The organism is Mongoliibacter sp., from assembly GCF_007692705.1.
Lineage (GTDB): Bacteria > Bacteroidota > Bacteroidia > Cytophagales > Cyclobacteriaceae > Mongoliibacter.
On sequence record NZ_REBN01000114.1, the window covers coordinates 1 to 14,746 of the forward strand.

Here is a 14,746-nt window from a genome sequence, read left to right on the forward strand (position 1 = left end):
TCACTCCTATCCCTATTTGGGAGGAAGATTTTTCTGATGTAAAGGCCTACTTGACAGAAATGAATTTGATGGGAAAGCCTGAAGGAGAAATAAGGTCTATTCTTCAAAACTCACCTGATATTACCGATGAATGCAGTAGAAGAATTAAGATAATTGATTTCAATGAAGCTTGCTTAAAGCTCCACAATGCCTCTGATAAGAAACAACTTACTGCTAATTTCCATAAGCTTTTTTTACCTGAAACACGGGCTGCAATCATAGAAGAAATTCTGTGTATTATTCAAGGTAAAACAACCTTGGAAATGGAATCCAAAATGCAGACCATAGACGGTCTTGAGAAACATATTTTCATGCGTTGGAAAGTTTTGCCAGGCTCCGAAGAAAGTCTAAATGAGGTCTTGGTAACTACTGAGGACATCAGTGCTACCAAAGAGGTTTTTAGAAAGCAGCTTGAAATTGAAAGTAAATTAACTGAAGCCCAAAGGATTGCTAAAGTTGGATATTTTGAATATGAACCTGAAACAAAAGAGATTTTTTGGTCGAAAGAGGTATATAGGATTTGGGAATTGGAAGAAGATTCTTTTGAATTAACCCCTGAGAGTCTATTGACAACCATTCACCCAGAGGATAGGCCTTATTTTGAAAAAGTAATTTCCAAATCTACTACAGGAGAAATTCAGGCAGATTTTAAGTACAGGATCATTACAGGAGAAGATAATGTCAAATGGCTACATGAAAGGGCTTCCCTACAGTTTGACGTTAACAGCAAGAAGGACAAATATCAAGGCACCATTCAAGATATTACTGAAGAAGAAATCCTAAAACAGGGAATGAAGGAGTTGCTGAAAAGGTATCACTTAGTCAGTAAGGCTACTTCTGAAGTTATATATGACTGGGATATTTCTAAAAAATCGATTTTTTGGGGTGAGGGATTAAGAACCCATTTTGGATATCATATTTCAAGCAGCACGGCAAGCCATGAAGATTTTGGTGGGTTTATACATCCTGCTGATGAGGATAGAATCAGAAAAAGCCATAAAAAGTTTTTCGAAAGTAAAGAGGAGTTTTGGGAAGGAGAATATAGATTTTTAAAAGCAGATGGCAGCTATGCGCATGTCGTTGATAAAGGTTTTGGAATTAGAAATGAAAAAGGCAAAATCGTACGCATGGTAGGTGCACTACAAAATATAACCGACATTAAAGCGACCAATAAAAAACTGCAGGAAAGGAACGATTTTATCCAGACCACTGTAGAAAACCTTCCCATAGGGATTGCAGTCAATGATATCAATACCGGAAAAGTCACATTTATGAACAGGAAATTCTCGGAAATATATGGTTGGCCCAAGGAAGACCTTTATGACATCCCATCTTTTTTTGAAAAGATATACCCAGATCCGGGTTATAGAAAAGAGATTAGCGAAAGAATTCTTGCTGATATCCAAAGTGGTGATCCTAAAAAAATGAGTTGGGCAGGAATTGAGGTAACAGGACAGAATGGAAATAAAAAAATAATATCGGCCAAAAATATACCAGTTTTTGAGCAGGAATTAATGATATCTACTGTCATTGATGAAACTGAAAGGTATAAGGCAGAAAAAGAAGTGGAAAAAAGTAATGAAAGATTCCTTTATGCCACCAAAGCTGTCTCAGATGCCATTTGGGATTGGAACATGGAATCAGAAACCATTTTTTGGGGAGATGGCTACAAGACACTTTTTGGCTACCCCTTAGAAACCAACTACGTAACCCAGGATGCCTGGGAACATGCCATTCATCCTGAAGACAAGGAGGAAATTGTAAAAAGTATTTTAAAAGCTCGCAAAGATAAAAATGTAAACAAGTGGGAAGCAGAATACCGATTCAAAAAATATTGTGGTGAATATGCTTATGTAAAAGAAAAGACCATTATTCTACGAGATGAAAAAGGTAAACCTTTTCGTATGGTAGGAGCACTCCAAGACATCAGCGAACAAAGAAAAGCAGAGGAGATGATTTCCCAGGAGAGAAACTTGCTTAGAACCTTAATTGATAATATACCTGACTACATCTATGTCAAGGATAAGGATTTCAAGCATATCATCAACAATACCGCCAACGTCAAACTTCTTGGGAAGAATTCGGAATCTGAGACTACTGGCAAAACCTCATATGATTTATTCCCAAAAGAACTGGCAGATATTTATCAATCTGATGATGAGAAGGTTATAAATTCACTGAAGCCAGTCATTAATCGAGAAGAGCCTATAATAGATCATCATGGGCAAAAAAGAATTCTCAATACTTCCAAACTTCCGCTTGTAGATCAGACTGGGAATGTATTGGGTCTAGTGGGGATTTCCAGGGATATCACAGAAAATAAAGACTATGAAAAATCCCTGATTTTTAAAACTAAACTGCTTGAAACAATTGCTACTACGGTTAATTTATTGCTTTTCAATCAAAACTGGCTTCAAGCTCTCGAAGAATGCCTGGAATTGGTGGGTAAAACTGTAGAAGCAGACAGGGTTTACTTTTTCAAAAACTTTACTGATCCAGAATCAGGAAGCTTAATGGCTAGACAGGTTATAGAATGGAATAATTCAGAAGTAAGCTCAGAAATAGCTAATCCAAATTACCAAAATTTACCTTTAGAAGCCTTTCCTGAGTTTCTTGAAAAAGCACTTCAAAAAAAGCCATTCATTGCCAGTGTACAAAATTCCAGTGACATTTTGCTTCAAATTCTTACGGAGCAGGGTATAGTTTCGATTATTCAACTACCCATATATATCAAGAATCAATTTTTTGGATTCATAGGTTTTGACTATTGCAAAACAGAACATTTTTGGACTGAGGAAGAAATCACCTTTCTTCAAACGTTGATTTCCAATATAGAAGTTGCCATAGAAAGAACAGAGAATCTGAATTCATTGCAAGCTCTGAATGACAAACTCCAGCAAAGCAATCACGAGCTTGCCATGTCCAATAAAGAATTGGAACAATTTGCCTATGTAGCTTCTCATGACCTTCAGGAACCTTTAAGAATGATAACAAGTTTTTTGACATTGATTGACAAAAAATACAGTCCTAAACTTGATGAAAAGGGTAAGCAGTACATCAATTTTGCTGTAGATGGTGCTTTACGGATGAAAACTATTATTCTGGATTTGTTGGAATACTCCAGGGTAGGCAGGGTATATATACCGGCAGAAGAGGTGGATGTGAACATTATCCTTGAAGAAATTACATCGTTACTTCAAGCAACAATTGAGGAAACTGGAGCAACTATCGAATGGGTAAATGTGCCAGTTATCAAAATACAAAAAGCCTATTTAAGGCAAGTGTTACAAAATATCATCTCCAATGCATTGAAATACCGAAATGACATAGTAAGCCCTATTATAGTAGTCAAAGCTTATGAAGAAGGAAAGTACTGGCACTTCGAAATAAAAGACAATGGTCTTGGAATCCCCGAGGAGTACCACAAGAAAATATTCGTTATCTTTCAACGCCTACATGGAAAAGAGAAATATTCCGGGACTGGTATCGGGCTCGCCATCTGCAAAAAAATCATCGACAATGTAGGTGGCAAAATTTGGGTAGATTCGAAAATAGATATGGGAAGTACATTTCATTTTACGCTTCCAAAAAAGAATTAAATAAAATGAAACAATCCTTCAATAATATTTTTTACAGAAACCCTATAGTTACAGGAATTGTCGCATTCACATCATCACTACTCATCACCCAATTTATGACCTTCAAAGAGGTTGCACTTCATTTGGCATATGAGGAACAGATGACAATAGAACAGAATAATCTTATTGAAAAAAAAATAGTAAATGGATTGACTTCTGCAATTTCAGCTGCAAGGACATTAGAATTTATTGAAATACGATATGGTACTGGAGATGATTTTGAGGAAATTGGAAAAGATATCATTCAGAGTAATCCTAATATCGATGTTATTCAATTACTAGAAGGTGGTGAAATTATCAAGGTATATCCTCTGAAAGGAAATGAGGTAGTAATTGGTTATGATATTCTCCAAGATCCAACTAGAAGTGATGAAGCAATTAGAGCTAAAGATAACAGAGAAATATTTTTTGCCGGTCCATTCGAACTTAGGCAGGGTGGCACGGGCATAGTCGGAAGACTTCCTATTTTCAAAAACGATGAATTTTGGGGCTTTTCTGCTGTAATTATTCACTTAAGCACTTTTCAGAGAATTATTGGAATTGAAAAAGATATAAATGATAAATATTATTTTCAGTTGTCAAAAATTAATCCTGAAACCGGAGAAAAGGAGAACTTTCTTCCCATAGAAAACCAATCTGAATTCTCAGGCTTCAAAGAATCACGGTTTATTGATTGGGGAGATTGGACACTTTCGGTTCAGCTCAGAAAGTCAGAAGCCTGGAGCAAAGTTTACTTGGCTTTGGTATTGCGTTGTCTTTTTTCGATCGGACTTGGGATAACAGCTTGGTATTTGGCAAAGATACCAGCAATTCTACAGAAAAAAGTAGCCAAACAGTCTAGGAAACTCGCGTTGAGCAACGAGCGCTTTAAGTATGCCACCCAAGCCACCTCCGATGCAGTTTGGGATTGGGACTTAAAACAAGATAAAGTCTACCGCTCTAAAAACTTTGAAAAGTTATTTGGATACAAAAGATCTGAGATGAACAATAACAATAGTTTTTGGGATCAGCATATCCATGAAGATGATTTGAAGGAAGTAAATAATAACCTCAAAAATGCATTCGAATCCAATTCTGACTATTGGGAACAGGAATTTAGATTCCGCAAAAGCAATGGTCAATATGCCTATGTTGTAGATAAAGGTGTCATTATAAGAGACGAAAATAAGCAACCGGTTAGGGTAATAGGCGCCACTCAGGACATCACAAAAATCAAGAATTCCGAAAGTGAATTGATATCATTAAGTGAGGAATTGAAAAAAAGGGCGAAGGAACTAGAACTTTCCAACGAGGAGCTTGAAAAATTTGCTTACTCAGTATCACATGACCTACAGGAACCTCTAAGAATGATCAGTAGCTTTCTTAAATTACTGGAAAAAAAATATGGAAACACTTTAGATGACAAAGGAAAACAATATATCGGATTTGCTAGTGAGGGTGCCGAAAGAATGAGACAGATTATTTTGGATCTTCTGGAATACAGCATGGCTGGAAATGTGGGCAATAAAGAAAAGGTATGCATTCAAGAGGTCATGGATGATGTCAAACTACTTCAGAGAAAAATCATCCAAGAAAAAAATGCAGAATTGACTTATGAAATGCTTCCTGAAATAATAGCATCCAAGGCCCCAATGAGACAATTATTTTTAAACATAATTGATAATGCATTAAAATACAGTAAACCCGATGAGCAACCTAAAATAAAAATAGAAGTTGTAGAAAATCCAGGGTTTTGGCAATTCAAAATTGCGGATAATGGCATTGGAATAGACTCCCAATACTTTCATCAGGTGTTTAATATTTTCCAAAGACTGCACACTAAAGATGCTTACCGAGGTACTGGAGTAGGTTTGGCTATTTGTAAGAAAATCATAGAAATACACGAAGGTAAAATATGGGTAGAATCCAAACCAGGTATGGGTACTAGCATATTCTTCACCATAAAAAAATTCGATGAAAATGAGCTGCAGCACCCAGATCAAACCAACATTTAACTCATTTACTATTTAACAAAAACAAAATACCTACCCAGAAAAAAGGAGTAATTGAAGTTTAACACTAAGAGATTACTCCCCAGCAAATATATTGGTGCCAACATACTGTTAATTGGTACATACTATTTGATTATATTTTATTTTTACCAATATAAATATGTATATTTTGACTTATCAATTCTAATCACCCGGTTGTATTGAACTTTTAATGTCGATCATTATGAAAAAAGAAAAAATTAAAATTCTTCTAGTTGAAGATAACGAGGGTGACATAGTCCTAACCCAAGAGGCTTTTGAAATGGCCAATATCCAAAGTGATATTGCTGTGGTACGCGACGGGGAACAAGCAATTGATTACCTTACAAAATCACTACCGTTTAAGGATGCATTTGATCCAGATCTAATACTCCTGGACATCAATATTCCTCGAAAAAACGGGCATGAAGTCCTTAAATTTATCAAAAACAGTGATTATTTCAAGCATGTGCCTGTCATCATGCTCACCACATCTTCTTCGGAAAAGGACATTAATGAATCTTATGAAAACCATGCCAGCTGTTACATCATCAAACCAGTAGAAGTAGATGCCTTCTTAAATGTAATTGTTGAAATAGAAAATTTCTGGAGCAATGTCGTAGAATTGCCAAGAAATAAATTTGTAATATGATCAAAGACCAACAAACCTATACCATTCTGATAATTGAGGACAACCCCGGTGATAGGCTTCTTGTAGACACTTACCTGGAAGAGTCCGTACTTGTTCCTAGAATCACAGGAGTGGAAAGCTATAGGGAAGCAGCAAATTTACTTGAGAAGAGGAGTGATTTTGATATTATATTATTAGACCTCTCACTACCCGATATGAGCGGAGAGGAACTTATCAAAGCGGTTATAGATATTGCTGGCAATATACCTGTAGTCGTACTTACAGGTTATTCTGATGTAGAATTTAGTAGAAAATCTGTTAAACTAGGAATAGCTGATTACCTACTCAAAGATGACCTTACTTCAAGCATTCTTTATAAAAGTGTCATTTACAGTATTGAGCGAAAAAAAGTTTTTAACCAACTTGAAGACTCTGAGAAAAGATACAAAGATTTATTCCAACTTAGCCCAATTCCCAAATGGGTTTATGACCTCCAAAACTTAAAGTTCCTTGATGCCAATCAGGCGGCAGTTATGACATACGGGTATTCATATGAGGAATTCAGGCAAATGAGTGTGAAAGACCTTATTCCAGATGAAGACCTGGATATGTTAAAAGATACCATACAAAAAGTCAAGGAAACCGATAAAAGTACACCCCGATTCTCCGGAGAATTCAGACACCGAAAAAAGAACGGAGATATCATTGTTGCCGAAACCAGTTCCAATTATCTGGAATTTGACGGCAAACCAGCCCGTATGATGCTCGCAAATGATATTACATTTAAAAAGAAATATGTAGAGGCAATAGAAGTGCAAAACGCGAAACTTAAAGATATTGCCTGGATACAATCTCATGTAGTAAGAGCTCCTTTGGCTAGACTTATGGGCTTGGTCAACCTACTTGCTGAAGATGAAGTTACTACGGAAGAAAAACAAACCTATACAAAACTAATCATGGATTCAGCAACAGAATTAGATACTATCATCCGTGACATTACAGAAAAAACAGAACAAATCGATATTAAAGAAATTTAATGAAGCCAGAAATATTAATTATTGACGACGAGGAAGTAGTGCTGATGCTTATCAAAAGACTGGTGGTAAAGACGGGTCTACATAATACTCCTCAACTTTTCACAAACGGTATGGAAGCCATTACTTTTATACATGAATATAATACAAAGAATCAGCCCTTTTTAGTATTTCTGGATATCAATATGCCCGCTTTTGATGGATGGGAATTTTTGGATATGCTGAATAACACTCCCTTGGAAAATCAAGTGAATGTAATCATCATAACCTCTTCTGTAAATCAATCAGACAAAGCAAAGTCAAAAGAGTTTAGTGAAGTAATTGGGTATATAGAAAAGCCCGTCACTGAAGAAATGATGAAAGAAGTCAGGAAGATAGAAACCATTGCTCCTTATTTTCAATGAATTAGTAAAAATGCACACCTGCTACCAATGAAGATTCACTTTCAGTTTTTGAGGCTCTTCGGCCTTCTTGACTGCTTAGGAAATCGTTTTATTTTGCCACGGTAAAAATAGGGCCGATCGAACTGGCAGGAGGAGCAATATCAAAAGGTTCTGAAGATGACTCTGGAACGGGCGGATTGCTGAATAATGTTTTTTCCCAATTGATTACAGCATCTACATCCAAAATCTTGATGGTCACTGTGGGAAGGGAAGAGGAACTTCCATTGTTACGTTTTTTCACACTTACTACTTCAAAAGCAACCATTCCAAGATTATCTCCTTTTAGGTTACCTTTTAAAGGAGAATAATTGATACTTATACCACTATCATAAACTACTGCCAGTACTTTTTTCCCTTCCAACATTTTAAGACCAGTAGCCCTAAGAGGGGTAACTCCGGAAATATCATCAAGCAATACTTCTCTATCATTATCGATATTAGGTGAACCCAAACCAGGACCTGATGCTAAAAAATTTTGAGCTCCGTTTTCGGTGGGACCTGCATTGATCCATGTATTAGGTATTTTTGTTAAAGCAAACCAGGCTTCATCTCCAACTTGACCGGAGTATAAATCAATAGTTTTACCAACATTATTTTTAAAAAACCTCAATTGCTCTCTAAGTCCTACGCTTGCAATATCATCATTGACATCTGTATCTAAAAAGTTGTTTGGTTCATTTCCATTATCTATACTATCCTCATCAATGAGTAATAAAACAAGCTCGTCATTGTCTCTATCTGCAAACTCATCCTCATTCAGCTCTGACATACAACTACCTAAAACGGTAAAAATCAGCAGGATGTAAACACTTAATCTATTACTTTTCATGGCTCTATTCTATTAACTGAAAAACAGGGAGTTGTCCCTTTTCAATTAATATGCCAAAAACCATTTGGCTTAAAATTTTATTCGTGTACCTGATGCTTAAGTAGAAACTGACTTGGTGATATTCCCATCATCCCCTTAAACTGCCTATTGAAGTTAGAGAGGTTGTTAAACCCTGACTCATAGCCTACTTCCGAAATATTGAGTCTCTCTTCCAATAGAAGTTTGCAAGCATAACCTATGCGAATTTCATTGAGAAATTTGGAATAATTTTTTTTCGTATGTTTTTTGAAAAACCTGCAAAATGCAGTTGGGTTCAGGTTTGCAACATCTGCTACCTGGTCTAGTGTGATGTTTTTGCGGAAATTATTAAAAGTAAAGGCATACACCTTATCAATACGGAGATCTCCTGTTTTTTCAGCAGGATTTGAAAACCCTTTGGTGCTCAATAGCTGGAAATCCCTTTGTAAAGCAAGGTTTTGAAGTAGCTTCAAAAATAAAATCAGCCTTTCGAAACCATCAGTCTGATGGATCTCAAACATCATCTCTTTAGCCATTTCTGCAGTTTTCTGGTTGAATACAATGCCTTGCCCTGATATTTCCATAAGCTGTTGTATCTGAAACATTTCTGTCATTTCAAGTAAAGCTTTTCCCCCAAAATCTTTTTTAAAATGCAGTGTAATTGCTTCAGCCCTAAGTTCCGAACCCTTATCAAAATAAGCAGGATCATTCTGCCACATATGAGGGAGCCCCTCCCCTATCAAGACTAACTCCCCAGCTTCAAAAGGGCGAATACTATCCCCAATGAACCTTGTTCCTGTAGATTTTAAAATATAAACCAGCTCTAATTCAGGATGATAATGCCATACATTGAGAAAATGAGGGTACTCATGTAGGGCGGAATTAAATGATTTATCGAAGGGATTTCTTCTTTCTAGGAGTTTTGCTTTCATGGCTTAAATTTTACCCTATTTTCTCAAAAAAATAAATTATTTAGCTAATATTATATGTAATAAGCATAAAAGGGACGTAGTAAAAACAACCCATTATGTACAATTTGCATAATAAATACCATTACTCATATATGTAAGTCTAACAATGCCCATGCATTATTAACTACATAGGTATCCAAATTATAAAATCACAGCATTACACAATAAAGAAACTTTACCAATTTGTAGAAAAAGTCACTGATTATTCAAAGCTGAATTAACACCGTCTTTATCTATAGATGGAAAAAATCTGAAATATTATTTATGAAAAAAACTGTCATAACCGGGGGGGCCAGTGGCATTGGATTGGCCATTACAGAAAAATTTGCTTTAGAAGGTCATGAAGTATACTTCTTGGACTATAATAAAGAAAATGGGGAAAAGACAGCTAAGGCACTTGAGTCTCAAAACCTGAAAGTAAGTTTTATCCATGTAGATATATCTGATTTTGAACAGGTAAAAAAGACATTTGCAACCTTACCTGACACTATAGATATTTTGATTAACAATGCTGGTATATCCCATATAGGCAACTTAGAAAGTACGCAAGAAGCCGATTTTGACGCAGTTTATCAAGTCAATGTCAAGGGAGTTTTTTCCTGTTCTCAAGCTGCCATTCCAAAACTAAAAGCAAACGGAGGAGGCTGTATCTTAAATATGTGTTCAGTCGCAGCTACCATGGGACTGGCAGACAGGTTTGCTTACTCTATGACCAAAGGTGCCGTTTTATCTATGACCTTGTCCATTGCCAAAGATTACGTACATGAAAATATTCGTTGTAATTGCATTTCACCTGGAAGGGTTCATACCCCCTTTGTTGATGGATTCCTTGCTAAAAATTATCCAGGTCAGGAAAAGGAGATGTTTGATAAGTTGGCAGCTACCCAGCCCATAGGAAGAATGGGGAAGCCTGAAGAAATCGCAGCCTTGGTTTACTACCTGGCCTCCGATGATGCCTCTTTCATTACCGGTAGCAATTTCCCCATAGATGGGGGATTTCAGGGACTGAAAGCATAATTATTGAATGGATATCCCAATAAAACTTAAAATGAGCCAGTTCAACAAACTGGTATTTACTGAAAACAAAATATAAACTGATGAAACTTATAAGATTTGGAGAAGCAGGAAAAGAAATGCCTGGCATAATAGATGGAAATAAATGGTTGAACTGTTCTACATTTGGCGAAGACTGGTCAGAAGAATTTTTTGAAAATGATGGAATCAACAGGCTTGCAGCTTGGCTTGTAAAAAACAAAGGTATTCTAGAGGAAATCAGTCAAGACAGCAGGCTGGGTCCTCCCATAAAAAGACCTTCCAAAATCATTTGTGTAGGATTAAATTATTCACTGCATGCAAAAGAAAGTGGTATGGCCGTTCCTGATACCCCTATCTTATTTATGAAAGCGACCTCAAGCATTTCCGGACCGAATGATCCCATCATTATTCCCCGCAACTCTGAAAAAACAGACTGGGAGGTTGAATTGGCTGTGATCATCGGAAAAAAAGCATCATATGTTTTCAAGGAAGAGGCCATGGATTATGTAGCCGGATACTGTCTTCACAATGATGTTAGTGAAAGGGATTTCCAATTGAACCATGGAGGACAATGGGTCAAAGGCAAAAGTGCCGATAATTTCGCTCCTTTAGGTCCATTTTTGGCCACTAAGGACGAAATCCCAGATCCACACCAATTGAGACTTTGGCTAAGTGTCAATGGAGAAATGCTTCAGGACAGTAATACATCGGATTTGGTTTTTGATATTCCTACTTTAGTATCCTATATCAGTCAATATATGAGTTTATTACCTGGCGACATAATATCTACAGGCACACCATCAGGTGTTGGACTTGGACTAAAGCCACCAAGGTACTTGAAAGCTGGAGATGTGGTAGAATTAGGTATTGACGGTTTGGGCAAAGCCAGACAAGTAGCAGAAAATGCCAAGTAATCTTTACCCTTAATCAAAGCTATAAAATGAAAATTGATGCACATCAACATTTCTGGCAATATCAACCCTTGAGAGACACTTGGATTGACGACTCCATGAAAGTCATTCAGCGGGATTTTATGCCTGAAGACTTGAAACCTGAGCTTGATAAAAGAGAAATAGATGGCTGCATCGCAGTACAAGCAGATGAATCCTTAAAAGAAACTGAATTCCTTCTGGGCATAGCCAAAGAAAACCCATGGGTAAAGGGCGTTGTAGGATGGATTGATCTAGGAGCCGGAGACCTTGAATCACAATTGGAGGAGCTATCTGCAGAAAAGAAGTTGGTAGGCTTTAGGAAAATCCTTCAGGGCCTCCCCCCTACAGCTATGGAAGATCCGGATTTTTTGAAAGGAATAAGCAAACTTGAAAATTATGGATTGACTTATGACATCTTGATATATCCAAGGCATTTGGACAAAGCATTTCAACTCGCCAAAAAATTTCCTAACCAGAAATTTATCATAGACCATATGGCCAAGCCTGACATCAAGAATGCCGATTTTGGAATGTGGTCCAGAAAAATTTCTTTATTTGGAGACTTGGAAAATGTTTATTGTAAGGTATCCGGTATGGTAACTGAAGCAGATTGGAAGGAATGGAGTATCATTCAATTCCACCCTTTTCTGGAAAAAACCACCGCAACTTTCGGAGTAGATAGGTTGGTTTACGGATCAGATTGGCCTGTCTGTTTATTGGCTGCCAGTTATGCTGAGGTATTCGATATTGCCACAATATTTTTCAGTTCTTTTTCAAAAAATGAACAAGAAAAAATTTTCGGAAAAAATGCCTGTAGGTTTTACGGGATTTAAGATTCAAGTCGTATGAATTTAAACATCAAAGAAAAAGTTTTCCTGATATCAGGCGGTGCAAAAGGAATTGGAGAAGCTATCAGCCTTGGATTGGCAGAAGAAGGAGCTATTGCAGTAATTATAGATCCTTCTGAAAGTGAAGGAAAAAGGCTTCTGGAAGATATTCATTCCAAGGGCGGTAAGGCAGTGCAATTTGCAAAAAGACTCAATCATCCGGAAATCGCAAAAGCTGCAGTAGAATTTGCAATCGGGAAATATGGAAGGATTGACGGGATTGTTAACAATGCCGGTGCTAATGACGGAGTCGGTTTGGAAAAAGGAGATTCTGAAGCCTTCAGGTCATCAGTTGAAAAGAACCTGGGACATTATTATGATTTAGTACATTTCGGCCTGCCTTACCTGAAAGAGAGCAAGGGAAGTGTTGTCAATATAAGTAGCAAAACAGCAGTCACAGGACAAGGAAATACCAGTGGGTATACCGCTGCAAAAGGCGCCCAACTCTCTTTAACCAGAGAATGGGCAGTGGAACTTCTTCCATTCGGGATCAGGGTCAATGCCGTCATTCCTGCAGAAGTGATGACGCCTCTTTATAAAACATGGCTGGACAGCTTTGAAAAGCCAGAGGAAAAATTAACTGAAATTCAGCAAAGAATACCATTGGGGAAGCGCATGACAAAACCAAGAGAGATTGCAGACATGGTGATTTTTCTTCTTTCTCCTAGATCCTCACATACCACAGGACAGCTGATATTCGTAGATGGTGGTTACACCCACCTTGACAGGGCTATCGGTACCTAACCTATCATTTACTCCAATCTCGGACCATGAAAAAATATCCTGTCGTACCCAAAAACCTACTCTTACCCTTTATTTTAATTACTTCTTTATTTGCACTTTGGGGTTTTGCCAATGACATCACTAACCCCATGGTAGCTGCATTCAAAAGGGTACTTGAACTGAATAATGTTCAGGCCTCATGGGTGCAAATGGCTTTTTATGGAGGATACTTCACTATGGCACTTCCGGCGGCCATATTTATCAAAAAATTCTCTTATAAAACCGGGGTATTGATCGGCCTGTCTTTGTATGCTTTTGGGGCTTTACTTTTTTATCCCGCAGCTGCCTGGGAAAGCTATGGTTTCTTCCTTACCGCTTTGTACATCCTTACTTTCGGACTTGCCTTTCTGGAGACTACCGCAAACCCTTATATATTGGCCATGGGCCCTGATGAAACCGCTACACAACGCTTAAACCTTGCACAGGCCTTCAATCCAATGGGCGCTTTGGCGGGTTTGTTTGTTGCCAAGGAATTTATCCTCAATGCATTACAATCAAATAATGTTGATCTCGATGGAAATTTGATTTTTACTGGTTTGGATGAAAGTGCCAAGGCGTTTATTCGGAGCAATGATTTGATGATTATCCGCGACCCTTATGTAATGTTAGGGCTTGTAGTGATCGTATTAGCGATTTTGATTGCCCTGGCCAAAATGCCCGAGAATATCTCAAAAGATAAGAAATTGGATTTTGCCCCTTCAATGAAACGCTTATTTAAAAATAGCAGGTTTCGTGAAGGAGTGATTGCCCAGATGTTTTATGTGGGAGCACAGATCATGGTTTGGACCTATATTTATCAATATGCGGAAGTGCTGGGCATAGATAATGCCTCAGCGGTCAACTATGCATACACAGCTTTGATCCTTTTCTTGGTCGGAAGATGGGTTTGTACCTATTTGATGCGTTTTATAAATTCTGCCAAATTGCTATTAGCGTTTTCCTTTATCGCTGGTATTATGACTATTGGGACAATATTTATTACAGGGATTGTTGGGCTTTATTGTCTGGTAGGAATTTCCTTTGCCATGTCACTGATGTTTCCCACCATATATGGTATCGCGTTGGAAGGACTTGGAGAAGACGCGAAATATGGGGCTGCTTTTTTGGTAATGGCTATTGTAGGTGGAGCAGTGATGCCTACACTTCAAGGAATCATTTTGGATTTTGGAGGACCTGATTACGATGATATAAGAATTTTGGGAGTGCCGGAAGTCAACTTTTCATTCACCCTGCCACTTATTTGTTTTATCGTTGTAGGTGCTTTCGCCTGGAGAAGAACAATAAGTGGAAATTAGCAATCAATTTCATGTTAGCAGGCCACGGAAAATACCAAAATCTTAAGAACCATCTGAGAATCAATTTGCTGTGATTAATTTAGGATAAATACTGTTTCTCATGAATTTGATATTTTTCAGAGCCTATTTTTTACATATCAAATGATTAAAAATGAAGGATAAAATCAATTCAAAAAAAGGTTTGGAATATGTATTAATTGCA

12 protein-coding genes are annotated in these 14,746 nt (G+C 37.3%); 10 read left to right on the forward strand and 2 right to left on the reverse strand.

Annotated elements, in window-relative coordinates; translation table 11 throughout:
- From EA341_RS04955 to EA341_RS04975, 5 genes are all read left to right on the forward strand, one after another.
- The coding region (locus EA341_RS04955; RefSeq protein ID WP_293011869.1) for a PAS domain-containing protein at positions 1–3,638 on the forward strand (3,638 nt) is incomplete at its 5' end.
- Positions 3,639–3,643: 5 nt separating this feature from the next.
- Positions 3,644–5,671, forward strand: coding sequence for an ATP-binding protein (locus EA341_RS04960; protein WP_293011870.1), 2,028 nt, complete (start codon positions 3,644–3,646; stop codon positions 5,669–5,671).
- Between the two features lie 220 nt (positions 5,672–5,891).
- Positions 5,892–6,338, forward strand: coding sequence for a response regulator (locus EA341_RS04965; protein WP_293011872.1), 447 nt, complete (start codon positions 5,892–5,894; stop codon positions 6,336–6,338).
- The gene (locus EA341_RS04970) at positions 6,335–7,354 is read left to right on the forward strand and encodes a response regulator (RefSeq protein WP_293011873.1); all 1,020 of its coding nucleotides are present in this window, start codon (positions 6,335–6,337) and stop codon (positions 7,352–7,354) included. The genes EA341_RS04965 and EA341_RS04970 overlap by 4 nt, the downstream gene beginning before the upstream one ends.
- Positions 7,354–7,755 (forward strand): response regulator, encoded by a 402-nt coding sequence (locus EA341_RS04975; RefSeq protein ID WP_293011875.1) that lies wholly within the window; start codon positions 7,354–7,356, stop codon positions 7,753–7,755. The genes EA341_RS04970 and EA341_RS04975 overlap by 1 nt, the downstream gene beginning before the upstream one ends.
- A gap of 88 nt (positions 7,756–7,843) precedes the next feature.
- On the opposite strand, the gene EA341_RS04980 is transcribed toward EA341_RS04975, so the two are convergent.
- The gene (locus tag EA341_RS04980; RefSeq protein ID WP_293011877.1) at positions 7,844–8,623 is read right to left on the reverse strand and encodes a hypothetical protein; all 780 of its coding nucleotides are present in this window, start codon (positions 8,621–8,623) and stop codon (positions 7,844–7,846) included.
- A gap of 77 nt (positions 8,624–8,700) precedes the next feature.
- Positions 8,701–9,573 (reverse strand): AraC family transcriptional regulator, encoded by an 873-nt coding sequence (locus tag EA341_RS04985; RefSeq protein WP_293011879.1) that lies wholly within the window; start codon positions 9,571–9,573, stop codon positions 8,701–8,703.
- 303 nt (positions 9,574–9,876) lie between these two features.
- On the opposite strand from EA341_RS04985, the gene EA341_RS04990 reads away from it, so the two are divergent.
- The 5 genes from EA341_RS04990 to fucP all read left to right on the forward strand — a co-directional run bounded on the left by EA341_RS04990 (position 9,877) and on the right by fucP (position 14,544).
- The gene (locus EA341_RS04990; protein ID WP_293011881.1) at positions 9,877–10,629 is read left to right on the forward strand and encodes an SDR family NAD(P)-dependent oxidoreductase; all 753 of its coding nucleotides are present in this window, start codon (positions 9,877–9,879) and stop codon (positions 10,627–10,629) included.
- An 80-nt stretch (positions 10,630–10,709) separates the two neighbouring features.
- A complete protein-coding gene (locus EA341_RS04995; protein ID WP_293011883.1) occupies positions 10,710–11,561 on the forward strand; it encodes a fumarylacetoacetate hydrolase family protein in 852 nt (283 codons plus the stop codon).
- A 26-nt stretch (positions 11,562–11,587) separates the two neighbouring features.
- Positions 11,588–12,412, forward strand: coding sequence for an amidohydrolase (locus tag EA341_RS05000; RefSeq protein WP_293011885.1), 825 nt, complete (start codon positions 11,588–11,590; stop codon positions 12,410–12,412).
- 12 nt (positions 12,413–12,424) lie between these two features.
- Positions 12,425–13,210, forward strand: coding sequence for an SDR family oxidoreductase (locus EA341_RS05005; RefSeq protein WP_293011886.1), 786 nt, complete (start codon positions 12,425–12,427; stop codon positions 13,208–13,210).
- Between the two features lie 26 nt (positions 13,211–13,236).
- Positions 13,237–14,544 (forward strand): L-fucose:H+ symporter permease, encoded by a 1,308-nt coding sequence (fucP, locus tag EA341_RS05010; protein ID WP_293011887.1) that lies wholly within the window; start codon positions 13,237–13,239, stop codon positions 14,542–14,544.
- Positions 14,545–14,746 lie beyond the last annotated feature (202 nt).

What these genes read in the sequence shown, in the direction of transcription:
- EA341_RS04975 (WP_293011875.1), top strand. Translation starts at nt 7,354, where the DNA reads ATGAAGCCAGAAATATTAATTATTGACGACGAGGAAGTAGTGCTGATG.
- EA341_RS05000 (WP_293011885.1), top strand. Translation starts at nt 11,588, where the DNA reads ATGAAAATTGATGCACATCAACATTTCTGGCAATATCAACCCTTGAGA.
- fucP (WP_293011887.1), top strand. Translation starts at nt 13,237, where the DNA reads ATGAAAAAATATCCTGTCGTACCCAAAAACCTACTCTTACCCTTTATT.
- EA341_RS04960 (WP_293011870.1), top strand. Translation starts at nt 3,644, where the DNA reads ATGAAACAATCCTTCAATAATATTTTTTACAGAAACCCTATAGTTACA.
- EA341_RS04990 (WP_293011881.1), top strand. Translation starts at nt 9,877, where the DNA reads ATGAAAAAAACTGTCATAACCGGGGGGGCCAGTGGCATTGGATTGGCC.
- EA341_RS04965 (WP_293011872.1), top strand. Translation starts at nt 5,892, where the DNA reads ATGAAAAAAGAAAAAATTAAAATTCTTCTAGTTGAAGATAACGAGGGT.
- EA341_RS04980 (WP_293011877.1), bottom strand. Translation starts at nt 8,623, where the DNA reads ATGAAAAGTAATAGATTAAGTGTTTACATCCTGCTGATTTTTACCGTT.
- EA341_RS04970 (WP_293011873.1), top strand. Translation starts at nt 6,335, where the DNA reads ATGATCAAAGACCAACAAACCTATACCATTCTGATAATTGAGGACAAC.
- EA341_RS04985 (WP_293011879.1), bottom strand. Translation starts at nt 9,573, where the DNA reads ATGAAAGCAAAACTCCTAGAAAGAAGAAATCCCTTCGATAAATCATTT.
- EA341_RS04995 (WP_293011883.1), top strand. Translation starts at nt 10,710, where the DNA reads ATGAAACTTATAAGATTTGGAGAAGCAGGAAAAGAAATGCCTGGCATA.
- EA341_RS05005 (WP_293011886.1), top strand. Translation starts at nt 12,425, where the DNA reads ATGAATTTAAACATCAAAGAAAAAGTTTTCCTGATATCAGGCGGTGCA.